The sequence below is a fragment of the Hyphomicrobium sp. B1 genome (assembly GCF_049532635.1).
Lineage (GTDB): Bacteria > Pseudomonadota > Alphaproteobacteria > Rhizobiales > Hyphomicrobiaceae > Hyphomicrobium_B.
Window position 1 is genome coordinate 329,822 of record NZ_CP134871.1, and the last position, 12,870, is coordinate 342,691.

Annotated in this window: 12 protein-coding genes; 5 read left to right on the forward strand and 7 right to left on the reverse strand. The window is 60.9% G+C overall.

Features of this window, described 5'->3' with window-relative positions:
- Positions 1-88 precede the first annotated feature (88 nt).
- Positions 89-700: a TetR/AcrR family transcriptional regulator gene (locus RLW55_RS01655; RefSeq protein WP_013946250.1), complete on the forward strand. Its 612-nt coding sequence runs from the start codon at positions 89-91 to the stop codon at positions 698-700.
- Here RLW55_RS01655 and RLW55_RS01660 read toward each other — a convergent pair.
- Positions 666-1,640: a metal-dependent hydrolase gene (locus tag RLW55_RS01660; protein WP_409562128.1), complete on the reverse strand. Its 975-nt coding sequence runs from the start codon at positions 1,638-1,640 to the stop codon at positions 666-668. The two genes, RLW55_RS01655 and RLW55_RS01660, sit on opposite strands and share 35 nt — an antisense overlap.
- A 238-nt stretch (positions 1,641-1,878) precedes the next feature.
- Here RLW55_RS01660 and RLW55_RS01665 point away from each other — a divergent pair, with 238 nt between their 5' ends.
- The gene (locus RLW55_RS01665; protein WP_423415371.1) at positions 1,879-2,796 is read left to right on the forward strand and encodes a cation diffusion facilitator family transporter; all 918 of its coding nucleotides are present in this window, start codon (positions 1,879-1,881) and stop codon (positions 2,794-2,796) included.
- 52 nt (positions 2,797-2,848) lie between these two features.
- Here the strand turns inward: RLW55_RS01665 and rimO are convergent, their stop codons facing one another.
- On the reverse strand, positions 2,849-4,243 hold the full coding sequence (gene rimO, locus RLW55_RS01670) for a 30S ribosomal protein S12 methylthiotransferase RimO (protein ID WP_423415372.1): 1,395 nt from the start codon (positions 4,241-4,243) through the stop codon (positions 2,849-2,851).
- Positions 4,244-4,314: 71 nt separating this feature from the next.
- Between rimO and RLW55_RS01675 the strand changes: the two genes are divergently transcribed.
- Both RLW55_RS01675 and RLW55_RS01680 read left to right on the forward strand, forming a co-directional pair.
- Positions 4,315-5,346 (forward strand): XdhC family protein, encoded by a 1,032-nt coding sequence (locus tag RLW55_RS01675; protein ID WP_423415373.1) that lies wholly within the window; start codon positions 4,315-4,317, stop codon positions 5,344-5,346.
- Complete coding sequence (locus RLW55_RS01680; RefSeq protein WP_423415374.1) at positions 5,343-5,954, forward strand: nucleotidyltransferase family protein; 612 nt, start codon at positions 5,343-5,345, stop codon at positions 5,952-5,954. The genes RLW55_RS01675 and RLW55_RS01680 overlap by 4 nt, the downstream gene beginning before the upstream one ends.
- Here the strand turns inward: RLW55_RS01680 and RLW55_RS01685 are convergent.
- From RLW55_RS01685 to RLW55_RS01705, 5 genes are read right to left on the reverse strand one after another with little or no spacing between them, the layout of a single operon-like run.
- Positions 5,933-7,048 (reverse strand): DUF1513 domain-containing protein, encoded by a 1,116-nt coding sequence (locus tag RLW55_RS01685; protein WP_423415375.1) that lies wholly within the window; start codon positions 7,046-7,048, stop codon positions 5,933-5,935. The genes RLW55_RS01680 and RLW55_RS01685 overlap by 22 nt on opposite strands.
- Entirely contained in the window at positions 7,029-8,102 is a 1,074-nt protein-coding gene (locus RLW55_RS01690; RefSeq protein WP_423415376.1) for an imelysin family protein, read from the reverse strand. The genes RLW55_RS01685 and RLW55_RS01690 overlap by 20 nt, the downstream gene beginning before the upstream one ends.
- Positions 8,099-9,268: a di-heme oxidoredictase family protein gene (locus RLW55_RS01695; protein WP_423415377.1), complete on the reverse strand. Its 1,170-nt coding sequence runs from the start codon at positions 9,266-9,268 to the stop codon at positions 8,099-8,101. The genes RLW55_RS01690 and RLW55_RS01695 overlap by 4 nt, the downstream gene beginning before the upstream one ends.
- Positions 9,265-10,716, reverse strand: a complete 1,452-nt coding sequence (locus tag RLW55_RS01700) for a multicopper oxidase family protein (RefSeq protein WP_423415378.1) — start codon at positions 10,714-10,716, stop codon at positions 9,265-9,267. Before RLW55_RS01700 ends, RLW55_RS01695 begins: the two co-directional genes overlap by 4 nt.
- A 48-nt stretch (positions 10,717-10,764) precedes the next feature.
- Positions 10,765-12,063, reverse strand: coding sequence for an imelysin family protein (locus tag RLW55_RS01705; protein WP_423415379.1), 1,299 nt, complete (start codon positions 12,061-12,063; stop codon positions 10,765-10,767).
- A 214-nt stretch (positions 12,064-12,277) separates the two neighbouring features.
- On the opposite strand from RLW55_RS01705, the gene RLW55_RS01710 reads away from it, so the two are divergent.
- The gene (locus RLW55_RS01710; protein ID WP_409562118.1) at positions 12,278-12,772 is read left to right on the forward strand and encodes an RrF2 family transcriptional regulator; all 495 of its coding nucleotides are present in this window, start codon (positions 12,278-12,280) and stop codon (positions 12,770-12,772) included.
- The last annotated feature ends 98 nt before the right edge of the window (positions 12,773-12,870 follow it).

Consider the following 12,870-nt stretch of genomic DNA (forward strand, 5'->3'; position numbering starts at 1 on the left):
AGTTCTATATTTCCTTGTGCTGTTATAAACGTAAGTTAAAGTCCACCTTACGAAAATGTAAACACTGTTTGGGGATCGTAGGAAACCTATGGGACGGAGATCCGTTCACTCGCCGGAAGAGCTGAGACAGCTTATTCTTGATGCGTCTCAAACCATTGTAGAACGCAATGGCATTACTGGCCTTTCGGCTCGCGAAATTGCGCGAATGATTGGTTATTCGCCAGGCACGCTCTATAACATCTTCGAGAACCTCGACGATGTTTTGCTGACTCTCCAGGTTCAACTGATGGGCCGCACGGTCGAGCACCTGAAACGTGTGCCCCTCGGACAAGACGGTGAAAAGAACATCGAAGACTTGTCGTACGCCTACGTCGACTTCGCGCTGGTCAATCGGCGGATGTGGAACCTATTCCTGGCCCACAATCTCCCGGCCGGAAAAACAGTCCCGGCGCCCTTCCATGACTATACAAACAGCCTTGTCGAAGTCGTCAAAGGCGCGCTTGCCCAGGTCGCACCAAACCTGTCGACCGAGGATCTCGATACGACGGCGCGCTCTTTCTTGGCCGGCCTGAATGGCATTACGGCCTTCGCCGCCACCGAGAAAGGCGTCTACATCACTCCGGCAACGGCCCAGACTTACGCCAAGGATCTCACCTCGACGTTCCTCAAGGGCTTGCGCTGCCGCTCGGCCCACCAGTAACGGCGGCCGGGGCTACGGCCGGAGCTGAAACCGCTGCAGGCGTCTGCGACGCGGGAAGAGGCGTAGTCGCCTCCCCTGCGCCGCCGTGGGCCTGCGGTGCGACTGAATGATCTGCCGCCGCGCCCGTGCCGCTCGCTGGTTGAGAGGTGGCTGGCTGGGCGGCGATCGATCCCGTCGTCATCCCTTCGCCCGCCACCGGCTTGCGAGACGCGAAATGCGGCCCCTCGATAACGCCGAACCATTTGCCTGTCGGCAGCAACCGCTGCTCAAGGCCCGACCACATGTCGTGCGAGCTGAGCCCGTGAACGAACGTGCTCGTCTGCGGCGATAGCATGATCGCGAGCGCCGTCGCTGCCGCCATCCCCGCCGACGCATAGAGATGTCGGCGATCGAACAGCTTCAGCGCCGTCCCGAACGAAGACTTGATGCGGGTATCCATGACGTCGACCGAGTATATCTCATCGAGCGTCAGATGCGTGATGTAGCCCACGAACATGAACGCCGCCGCCAGCCACGACACGCCCTCCGGCTTTCCCAGAAGATGGCGAAACACGATCGCCGTCGCCACCGCACAGAATACAGCAGCCAGGATCGAGTGCCAGATACCGCGATGAACGGCCATGCGATGGAAGATCGTATGCAGCCCGTAGCGCACAAGAAGCAATGTGCCGAGCCAAAGCAGCCAAAGCTCTGCAATCGAATAATGTGTCGCGGCGTTAAACAAGACCGCGAAGGACGCAAAAATAGCGAGTCCGGCGAACATCGCGCGGCTCGGCCGCGAGTCCTTGAGGTCGATATCCGGCAACACCGATCCGAGCGCACCGGCCAGAGTCACCGCCACGAGGTTTTGCGGCGCCACGACGTCGGCCGCGAGCGTCAGCGTCGCCAGCGCGCCGGAAACGACGGTGCCGATCGCGATGTGTGTCGTGAAATTCGCCATTGGGGTGCTCCAGCCTGCTCGCAGCCGAAATACCGGGCTGAGAGATTCGGCAGTCGATGATGCGACTATTGGAGCATCAGATTCTCGTCTTCCCGACGAGATGCCCGGCCGGCCCGCATGTGGATAAGCCGCCGCAGCCTCCATTCTTATACCGCTCGGGCGACGAGTCCGGCTCTGCGGTAGCGCCCACCGATGGAATGTGCGACTAGGTCACGACATCAGCGAAACCAATGCTCACATGTCTACGAACAGCACCCCGACCAGCAACAAAATTACAAAGGTTGCAGCCGCAAACATAGCCGTGGCTCTGGTGGTCATCTGTCTGAAGTACGCCGCTTACGTCGTCTCCGGCTCCGTCGCGTTGTACTCAGACGCACTCGAAAGCATCGTAAACGTCATAACGGCGGTGGCCGCCTACGTCGCCATCTGGATGAGCGCGAAGCCGCCGGACTCGGACCATCCGTTCGGCCATTCCAAGGCTGAATTTCTTGCCGCGATGTTCGAAGGCGCGATGATTGCCGTCGCGGCTGTGCTGATCATGATCAAGGCTTACAACGGTCTCGTTGAAGGCGTGACGCTCGAACATTCGGTGCTCGGTCTCTCGATCAACAGCTTCGCGACCATCATCAACGCGATCTGGGCCGGGGTGATGATCAAATGGGGTACGCAATGGCGCTCTCCCGCGCTTGTTGCCGATGGCCATCATCTCTTCACCGACGTCATCACATCGGTCGGTGTGGTCATTGCGCTCATCCTGGCGCTGATGACGGGCTGGTACATTCTCGATCCGCTGATTGCGGCCGTGGTCGCGGTCAACATTCTGATGATGGGCTATCGCATCGCGACCGAATCGATGTCGCGCCTGATGGACCAAGCCGCGAGTCCCGAAATCGAGGCGCGCATTCGCGGCGCCATCGAAGCGAACGGTATCGGCGCGCTTCAGGCGCACGACATTCGCACCCGCCAAGCGGGCCGCGCCCTGTTCATTGAGTTTCATCTTGTTGTGCCGGGCTCGATGACCGTCGATGACGCGCATGCAATCTGCGACCGCCTCGAAAACTCCATCGAGAAAAGCATCGAAGGCTCCGAAGTCGTGATCCACGTCGAGCCGGAATACAAAGCGAAGCCGGAAGACTCCGGCGCCGTGCCGCTTTAGATCTTTTTCGTCATTCTCGATCGAGCGTCAGCGAAGATCGCGAATCCAGCCGTTAAACCGCCCGCTCGCCCCAGAGGTCGTATTCGTCGGCCTCAATGATGTTCGCCTTGACGATATCGCCGGGCTTCACATCGCCATCACCGTTGAGAAACACGTTGCCGTCGATCTCGGGCGCGTCCCACTTCGAGCGGCCGATAGCGCCGTCCTCGTCAACCTCGTCGATGATGACGTCGATCGTCGTGCCGACTTTGCCGCGAAGCAATTCGCCGCTGACCTCTTTCTGCGCTTCCATGAAGCGATGCCAGCGCTCGTCTTTCAGTTCTTCCGGAACTGCGCCTTCGATCTCGTTCGCCTGAGCGCCTTCAACCGCTTCATACTTGAAACATCCAGCGCGGTTGATCTTCGCTTCTTTCAGCCAATCGAGCAGAAACGCGAAATCGTCTTCGGTCTCACCGGGAAAGCCGACGATGAACGTCGAGCGGATCGCAAGATCAGGGCAGACATCCCGCCAGCGCCGAATCCTCTCTGCCGTCTTCTCCTGCGAGGCCGGACGCCGCATCTTCTTCAACACAGCCGGAGACGCATGCTGAAACGGAATGTCGAGGTACGGCAAAATCCTGCCCTCGGCCATCAGCGGAATGACGTCATCGACGTGCGGATAAGGATAGACGTAGTGCATCCGAACCCACGCACCGAGATCGCCCAGCGCACGCGACAGGTCGAGGAAGCGCGCCTTGAGCTGACCGCCCTTCCACGCACTCTCCTGATATTTGAGATCGAGGCCGTACGCGCTGGTGTCCTGGCTGATGACGAGCAGCTCTTTCACGCCCGCATTCACCAGCCGCTCCGCTTCCGTCATCACGTGGTTCGCGGGGCGGCTCGCAAGATCGCCGCGCAACGATGGAATGATGCAGAACGTACAGCGGTTGTTGCAGCCTTCCGAAATCTTCAGATACGCGTAGTGGCGTGGCGTCAGCCGCAAACCTTCCGGCGGCACGAGATCGACATAAGGATCGTGCAGCGGAGGCACCGCGTCGTGAACGGCTTCGACGACCTGCTCGTATTGATGCGGCCCCGTTACCGCCAGCACGCCCGGATGCGCCTCCCGAATGCGCCCTTCGTCGACGCCGAAGCACCCCGTCACGATCACCCGGCCGTTGCCGTTCATCGCTTCGCCGATAGCGTCGAGGCTCTCCTGCTTGGCGGAATCGAGGAAGCCGCAGGTATTGACCACGACAACGTCTGCGCCCGAATACTCGCGCGCGATCGCGTAGCCTTCCGAGCGAAGCTTGGTAATAATGCGCTCGCTATCGACCAGCGCCTTCGGGCATCCGAGCGACACAAAGCCGACCTTGGGGGTGCGCGCTTGCTCAGCCGTCGCGCCATGCGCCAGCCGCCGCACCTTCGCACTTGCCTTCGCCTTGATCTTTAGAGAGGGTCTCGCCATCTTCGGGCTTCTAGCCTCGGGACTTCCGAAGCGCAATCGCGACACTGTGGCAACCAGTTGAAGATATCCCCGTGACCGATCTCAAGACCGCTGAAACGCCTCAAAAATCCGACGCCCCGAAGACCAATCCTCGGGCTGCTGCAAGGGCTTGGCTCGAAGCCGGACGCCCCGTCGCCATTGCGACTGTCATCGACACCTGGGGGTCGGCCCCCGTCCGCACCGGCGGACAAATGGTTATCGCCGGCGAGGATGAGTTCCAGGGCTCCGTATCGGGCGGGTGCGTCGAAGCCGATGTCATTGCCGCCGGGATGGACGTCATCGAGACCGGCAAACCCGACACGCTGAGCTTCGGGATCGCCGACGAAACAGCCTGGCGCGCAGGCTTGGCATGTGGCGGCAAGATCCGCGTCCACGTCAGCAAGCTCGATCCGAAAACCGATCTCGACTTTCTGAAAAAACTCGACAGTGCTGCCGCCGCCCGCGAGCCCGTCGTCGTGATGACGCGCCTCGCCGACGGCGCGAGGCAAATCTATGACGGCACAAGCACAACCGATCCAGCCATCTCCGAAGCCATCCGCCGCGCCCATAGCGGCGTCGACAAAAGCGGTGAAACGTTTCTCCATGCCCTGACGCCGCCGCCGCGCATCGTCATCGTCGGCGCGACCCACATCGGCCAGCACCTGGCGACGATGGCGACCGCTTCCGGCTACGATGTGAAGGTGATCGACCCGCGCACGGCCTTCGCGAATGCCACGCGTTTCGACCCGTCGCAGCTCATCGCGGGCTGGCCGGAGGATTGTTTTAGAAAGCTCACCGCCGATCCGTTTTCCGCCGTCGTCACGCTCACTCACGTCGACCACATCGACGACGAAGCCCTGTCCATCGCGCTCAAGTCGCCGTGCCGCTACATCGGCGCACTCGGCTCGCGCAGAACACACGCTAAACGCGTCGACCGCCTGAAGGCCGCGGGCTTCACCGACGACGATATTGCGCGCATACACGCGCCCGTCGGGCTCAATATCGAAGCCGAAACGCCGGGCGAAATCGCAACCTCGATCCTGGCGCAGATCATCTCGGCGTTCCGCAAAGCACCTGACGCGTGACCGTCTCGGCTGTCATCCTGGCCGCCGGACGCTCATCCCGCTTCGAAGATGGCCACAAGCTGTTGGTCGAAATCGACGGCATTCCCGTTGTCCGCCGCGTTTGCCAGGCGCTGGCAGCATCCGACGCTGCCGACATCGTGCTGGTGACTTCGGAAGCAAATGGAGCTGTTGCAAAGGCCGCCGGACCAGGGCGCTGGAGCGTTGCCGAAAATCCCGACGCTCGCGATGGCCTCTCGACGTCGCTACGCCTCGGCCTGAAAAGCATCTCGCAAGACGCCGACGGCCTGCTCGTTGCATTGGCCGACATGCCCGCCATTTCGACGGAGCTGGTGAATGCGCTTGTTTCGGCGTTCCTATCCAACTCGGCCACGATTGTCTTTCCCGTCGCGAGCGACGGCCGCAGGGGGCACCCGATCCTCTGGCCAAAATCGCTTTTTCCGGAACTCATGACCGTCACGGGCGACAGCGGCGGCAGGGCGATCCTCACCTCGCATCAAGCACTTTGGCGACCCGTACCGTGCGACGACGAAGGCGCCTTTGCCGACATCGACACCCGAGCCGACCTTGAGGCTTTCAAAGCCCGCGATCAGGCGATGCGCCGCAAGTGATTGTCGAACGCGATGTCCTGCAGCGCGCGCTCTGAAATCGTGCTCGCCTGCGCCGTCTCGTAGCGAATGATGCCGAAGCCCGACGACGCAGCGAAATCCCGCGTGCCTTCCGCCGCAAGCCCGCACACATCCTTGAGATTGCTGCGCCCGATGACGGTCGCCGTCTCGGTATCGACGTAGAGCACGTGCCCAGCCTTCGGCGCACTAGCCGCAATGAAGCGGCCGTCATTGCTCACCGCCATGGCGCCGATATAGCCCTTGAGGTCGTCGCCGCCCTTGCCTTGCGGTTCGAGAAGCTTGAACGGCCGATCGAGCCCGACGCTGCCCACGATCTGCGGCGGCGTCTCGCTTGGGCTGCCCTCCCATTGGCCGCCGAACCAGACGACGCCCTTCGCGTCCTGCGTCACGTGCCGGATCGACAGTGATTGCACGTCGCCCGTCATTTCGTGCTTGGCGAGAAGTTTGCCGCTCTCCGCGTCGACGAACGTCAACGACGGCTGCATTGAATCGACGTTCAGATTTTCTCGGCCCGCCACGGGCGTCGTATCAAGACCGCCATTTCCGCATGCAATGGTCTTGCCGTCGGCCAGCAGCATGATTTCGTGCGGACCCATGCCGAACGTCGAATGCTCGCCAATCTTCCTGAAGCTGCGGGCCACGTCATAAATGCCGATCACGCCCATGCCCGTCGCAATGTCGTTCTCGGACGCGTAAAGCAATCGCCCATCCTGCGAGAACGAGCCGTGGCCGAAATAGTGACGACCCTCGCCCGGCGTAAACACATGCGGCGGTGTCGCCTGGTTGAGTTCAAAGGACACCGCAAACGCGCCCGGCCGTCGCGCAAACACCACGACGCGTCCGGACGCTTGATCGATTGCAATGTCGTGTCCACGCGCCGACAACGGCAACTCGCGCAAGATCGCCCCATCAGCGCTGAGCAGCAGAATTCCAAACGAACCGTCGGCAAGGCGCGCTGCCGTAACGTAAGCCGCGCTTGTTCCCGCCGCCGCGAATTCCGGTCGAAGTGCCGTCGCGCCGACGAACGCCAGCGTGCCGAGGAGCACCTGCCTGCGATCAATCACCATCGAGCTCATTGAATCCTACCGTCAGTTTGGCCGCGACCGACAGCCTGTTTGCGACCATGTTGCGCAATCCATTCGTGCGATCGAACACTTCCCGAAGCGTCGGCGCATCCTCGCGCTTGGCGTGGGGCATATGCCCGCCGACGCCATCGCTCGCTTCGAGCGTGCGCCATGTTCCCAGCACCCAATCCTTCATCCAAAGACGATCAGGCGGCAACCAGCTTTCAAGATTGAGAACATTGTAAAGCTGATGCAGCGACGCGACGCTTGCCGCATAGTAAGCCTTCTGCAATCCCGATTTATCGTAGGGCGGCGTCAGCCGGACCTTGGCATCGATCTGCGGCTTCACCTGCAGATCGGCCGTCAACCCTAAGCCGACGATCAATGCCTTGACGACTTCAACAGCCGCCTCACTATCGCTTTTGTACGTGTCGTTCGCGGGGCCTGGATGCAGCATCTTATCGGCCCAGCCGTCCGGCTTCTTCCAGCCCTCGGCCACTTCCGTCGCGAGGCTTGTGACATTGACAGCAATCGCATGCGCCACAAGGCACCGGTAACGCGCGGCATCGGCTGGCCCCAGTGGCACATTCTTATCGTGCATCAGCGTTTCGAGCGCCGGAAGCCCCTGCACAGCCGCACTCTGTTTGCGAATGGCGCCCGGCTGCGCAATCGTTTCATCCTTGTTCAAAAGCAACAGCCGCATCTGCCGGGCAACGAACCCGCGCGGATCGGGCCAGAATGAAATCTGCTCGCGCCGCCCCTTTTCGAGCATTGGGCCGAAGCGCAGGAAATCGACACCCGCATAGGCGATAACGGCCTTGTCGAAGCGCTCTTGGAGCGCTTTTTCGGCTTCCGGCGAGCCCGTCTTGCAAGCATCTTCGACGGCTTCCGGCAACGGCGCGGTTGCAGCCCTCAGCGCATCGATGTGCGGGATGATGTATTGTTCGATTGCAGCCTTCACCATGCCCGCATGGCTCAGCGGTTCAGGAGGCAGATCGGCGCTGACTGCCTCCGTCGCAAATGCCAAAAACGCCAGCACCGCGATCATGACTTTTCGTACCATCATAGCCCATTCACATAATCGACAAGCCGCTTCTTGTCGTCGACCTTCAAGGCCTCAAAAAGATTACGGCTGTGTTCCGCTTCTCCACCGTGCCGCTCGATCGCGTCTTCAACCGTTGCAGCCGAACCGTCGTGAAGATAGCGCCGGTCTTCGGGCCGCAAACGGCCATTGATTAACGGCGCCGTCCGCCATTCGAACGATTTCACGCCCGGCTCTCCGACATGGTCATCGAGCCCTGGACCCATATCGTGAAGCAAAAGATCGGTGAAGGCCGGAATTTGCCGCCCGTCGCGCGCCGTTAACGCCGGGATATGGCATGCCGCACACCCCGTCGAAGTAAATAGCGCCAAAGCCTCAGTCACGGGCCGGGCGCGAAGAGATTTCAGATAACTTGCGACGACACCGATCATCGGCGACGAAAGCTCGCGCCCCTCGAACGCCGGACTTTCGCCGTTCGGCGCGGACAGACAGGCCGTCTCAGCCGTCGTGCAGTCTCCATACGGCAACGGGAACAGCGGGCTCGAGAGCCCGATATCGAACGCGAACGCATGCGCGATCTGCTCGTCGATCGAAACGTGCGCCGCTTTCCAGCCATAACGGCCGATGCCGTGCGGCGTGACGTTGGCGCGGCCTTTAACAGGGCCACCGCTCTTCGCGTTGGCGGCGGCGCGCTTTACGATCTCTTCGTCCGGCACGTCATCGAACTTGGCCTTGCCGAACAACTGCGGAGCAAGACGAACGCCCGCATGCACGCCCTCCCCGAGCGGCGGCCCATTCAGGTTGTAGCTAAGGTGCGGAAGAAATCGTGCGCTGCCCTCGGGTTTCAATCCTGGGATCGCGTTGGTTTGCAGTTCAAGACCGTAATAAGAATCTGTGGTGCCGTCGGCGGTGCCGAAGCGAACGACGGCGCCAGCGATGTCCGGTTTGCCATCATCGCGCACGACCACATGCGCGCCGTCCGCGCGGGCATGACAGCCCGTGCATGACCGCGACGCAAACAGCGGCCCAAGACCATCGGTTCCGTTCGTCGAAGACGGCGCCGGAATCCACTGCCGGTCGAACAGCGCTTTGCCGACGGCAGCATCGAGCGGATCGGCGCAACCGGCATCGGGCAGCAACATTCCAGCGAACAATGCCAGCACCGATAGGGCCTGCAACCGCCGCGTCATACGACCTCGATGTACCCCATCATGCCCGTCTCCTGATGTTCGAGGATATGGCAATGGAACATCCATTTTCCCGGAAGGCCCGCGACCAGTCCGACCTGGATGCGCTCGTTCGGGATCAGCAGCACCGTATCGCAACGGAAGCGCGGAAGCTTCCGTTTACTTGAATTCAAAACTTCAAATGTGTGTCCATGAATATGGATCGGATGCGACCGCGGCGTCGTATTATCGAGTTCGAAGATATAGCTTTGCCCGGATTTCAGCACCGCGAGCGGCGGCCCGAGATCGCGATGATCCTGCCCTGGCCACGCGCGCTTGTTGATCGCCCAGAACGTCCGCTTCGTCAGACAGAGCGGCCCAAGCTCGATGCCGGGACCGGCGCCGATATCCGTGATGGCCTGTCCTGTTGGCGTCGCTGAAAACTCGAACGGAACGATTTGCGCGTTCGCTTCGTCGAGTTTCGGAAACGGCATCACCTTGAGCGGCGTCGGCTCGAACGCGTCCGAGCGTTTCGGCGGGCCTTCCGATTTGAACTGGGCAAGCACGAACGGTTCTTTCGCGAAGTAATCATAGAGTTTGATCGACCCGCCGGGCGCTGCCGTGCGCAACAGAATATCGACACGCATCGCGGTGCCGAGACGCCAGGATTCGAACGTCATCGGCGGCAGGCCGTTGCCATCGATGGCGATGATCGCAGCTTGCGCATCTTCAAAACCGATTTCGGAAATGCGCATCGGATCGAGGTTGTAGAACCGGATACGAACATTCGCCGACGATGGCACCGTGATCACCGGCGAGGTCGCACCATTGACGGACCGGATCGTTCCCGGCGTTCCGCCTTTGGCTGCGCCCTCGTCCGTCGAGAACGGAAGAAATTTGCCGTCGGGTCCGATGCGCCAGTCTTTGGCAAGCAGCACGTATTCCGCATCCGCCGGCTCGATCTCGTCACCTTCGACGATCAGTGCGCCAACCAATCCGCGCCCGAAGTGCTCCACCGAATTGCAGTGCGTGTGAAAGAAGAACGAGCCCGTGTCCGGCGGCACGAATGAATACCGTCCCTCGCCGCCCGGCGGTATCGGCTGCTGTGTCAGATACGGAACGCCATCTTCCGCGTTCGGAATTCGAAGCCCATGCCAATGGATCGAGGCGACCTCGCCGTTGCGCGGCAGATGGTTTCGGAAAACCGTATCGAGCCGTTCGCCGAGCTTGACCCGCACGATCGGAAACGTCGGGCCGGCTTCAAACGTCCAGAGCGGCAGCGTCTTGCCGCCGAAACATGGTAATGCCGTCGGCCGCTCTGCGAGATCGAGCGCAAGCGACTTGACGCCGTGCGCGATCGGCTTGGCGATGACCTCTTTTGCCTGAACCTTCCGCCCGGGGGCGACAAACCCCACCCCCGCGCTCGCGGTGAAGGCTGCGGCTCCGAGCATGAGGTCGCGACGCGTTACCATGCGTGCACCCTTTCAGCTCGCAGCCGCTGCGCTTTGACCGAAATCACCTTACTTCGCCTTGGCGACCTTATCGGGATCGTCAAGACTGTCGGAGCCCTCGATCTTGACCTTGAGGTTCAGCGCTGCAACGACCGCCTCGATGGCACGCGCCTGCGCAACGAGCGCATCGACCGCATCCAGGATCATCTTGTTTCCAGCCTCGTTCCCGGCTGCCAGCATTTGATCATAAGCCATTTCGCCGGAGTCGGCCTTGATCTTGATCGCCTTGATCTTCTCCAGCGTCACCGCCATCGCATCATCGACACGCTTCGCGGCGTCGGGCGCCTTATCGCGAGCAAGCTCGGCGATGCTCGGCCCACTGACCGGCGTCACGCCGTCGTACTTGCCGCTCCAGATCTCCATCATGCCAACCTGGTCATAGTAATGGCTGTTATGCGTATTGTCGGAGAAGCAGTCGTGCTCTTCCTCCGGATCATGCAGCAGAACGCCAAGCTTCATGCGCTCGCCTGCAAGCTCTCCGTACGACAGCGAACCGAGACCCGTGAGGATCGTGGAGAGCTGAGCATTGTCGTTCTGCTCCGCAAGCGCCTTGCGGGCTTTGCCGTCCGTCTTCCAGTCATCGACCATCTCGGCAAGATCATCGACCAACAGACCCGAAGCGGCTTTCAGGTAATCGCGGCGGCGGTCGCAATTGCCATGCGTGCAGTTCTTGAGGTCGTAATCGCTTGCCGGACGCTCGCCTGCACCCGGTCCTGTGCCGTGCAGATCCTGTCCCCAGAGCAGGAACTCGATCGCGTGATATCCGGTGCCGACATTCGACTCGACATCGAGCGCACTGTTGAGCTTTTTGATGACGTTCTTGTCGATCGCGCTGGCATCGAGCATCTTCGGCCCGAGCCGGATTTTCTTATTGGCGATGACGTTGGCCGTGTAGAGCGGATTTTCTTCCTTCGTGTCGCCGTAGCTTGCCTCGTCAACGTAATCAATCAGGCCTTCATCGAGCGGCCACGAGTTCACCTCGCCCTCCCAATCGTCGACGATGCTGTTGCCGAAGCGGAAGCCCTCCGTCTGCATGTAGGGGACGCGCGAAGCTTTCCAGGCCGTGCGCGCGGCCGCCAGCGTCTCGGCGTTCGGGGCCGCTAAAAACGCGTCAATCGACTTGTCGAGATCCTTGGCTTTCGCCAGCGCATCGCCATACATTGCCTCGGCCATGTCGCCGTAGTTTTTCATGATGTCTTTGGTGGCAGGCGGGCCCGCGAGCGCCGGTCCACAGGTGACGGCCAGAGCAACGGCCGATACGGCCGCAAATCGAGTTGCGCAGGTCCACAAATTTGCATTCTTCGACATCACAGATCTCCCGCAGCTTGCTGTCCTCTGCGATCCGCAACACTCGGACGGATTCGCCCAGCCCCATTATTGACCTCGATGGTATAGAAAGCCGGCGCAATTAAGTGTCAAGTGAACTCAGGTCAGTTCGGCCACTTGCCACCCTGACAAGAATTTGAAACAAGCAGGGATAGGAATTCTTCCGTCGCGATCGCGCGGTCCAGGTAATTCGAATATGCGCTTGACGAAGCAAACCGGCCACGCGATCCGCATTCTGATCGATTGTGCGCAGGCAAAAGACCAGCTTGTGAAAGTTGCCGACGTCTCAGACCGTCTGGGCGTCACGAAGCAGAACGTCTTCAAGATCGTCCACATTTTGTCGCATGCCGGATTTCTGACCGCCGTAAGAGGTCCCAACGGCGGCGTCCGCCTCGCCCGCCCGGCCACCCAAATCCGTGTCGGCGACGTGGTTCGTGCCATCGAAGTGACGCGCGTTCAAGTCGAAGGCGGCAATTCCGACCAGCCCAGCGAAGCCGACCCCGGCAACATCAACGCCATGTTCGACGACGCGCTGACAGCATTCATCTCTGTCCTCGATCAGCACACGCTTGCGGAACTCGCGGTCAAATCGCCGATCGGTTTCACCGAAACCGAACCGAACGGATCGAGCCATTCGGACCACAAACTCCGTAGCAAGAAGCCGGCAGCACGCGGCACGCGGCGAACCTGAATTGCTGACTAGCTTATGGCGCCCTTCAAGATTACTCCAAAGGGCATGACCCGTGAGAACGCTCGCCTAAGTTTTGCAGCCCTTTGCGCTGTCGCCCT